Raw genomic sequence first — 499 nt, 5'->3', positions numbered from 1 at the left:
CGGAGCCGGACACCTTCGCTGGTTTCCTGGCTCAGGCCCACACTGCCGGGACGAGCGTCGACTGGCCGGCTTTCTACTCCGGCACGCATGCCCGACGGGTTGATCTGCCTACCTACGCGTTCCAACGTCAGCGGTACTGGTTGATGCCGGGCACGGATGTGGCGAGTGCTGCGGGTGCCGGCCTCGGTCGGGTTGACCATCCGTTGTTGGTGGGGGCGGTTCCGGTTGGTGAGCGGGACGAGTGGTTGTTCACCGGGCGGATCTCCCAGGACACCGCGCCGTGGGTGAGTGATCATGCGGTGTTCGGGATGGTGATCGTGCCGGGTACCGCGTTTGTCGAGTTGGCGTTGACCGCCGGCCGACACGCGGGCAGCCCGGTGGTGGAAGAGCTGGTGCTGGAGGCGCCGCTGCTCCTGGCCGAGCAAACGGTCGCGCAGCTGCAGGTCACCGTCGGCGAACCCGACGACGACGGCCGCCGTGAGGTCGCGGTCTACTCCCG

At 68.1% G+C, this 499-nt stretch carries 1 pseudogene; it reads left to right on the top strand.

Annotated elements, in window-relative coordinates:
* Window positions 1-499 (top strand): annotated as a pseudogene (locus tag ACLQ28_RS34495) (polyketide synthase); the annotation flags it as partial.

The organism is Micromonospora sp. DT201, from assembly GCF_049841575.1.
GTDB lineage: Bacteria > Actinomycetota > Actinomycetes > Mycobacteriales > Micromonosporaceae > Micromonospora.
The sequence above is the reverse complement of the archived record's forward strand: the minus strand, read 5'-3'. Positions and strand labels throughout refer to the sequence as shown.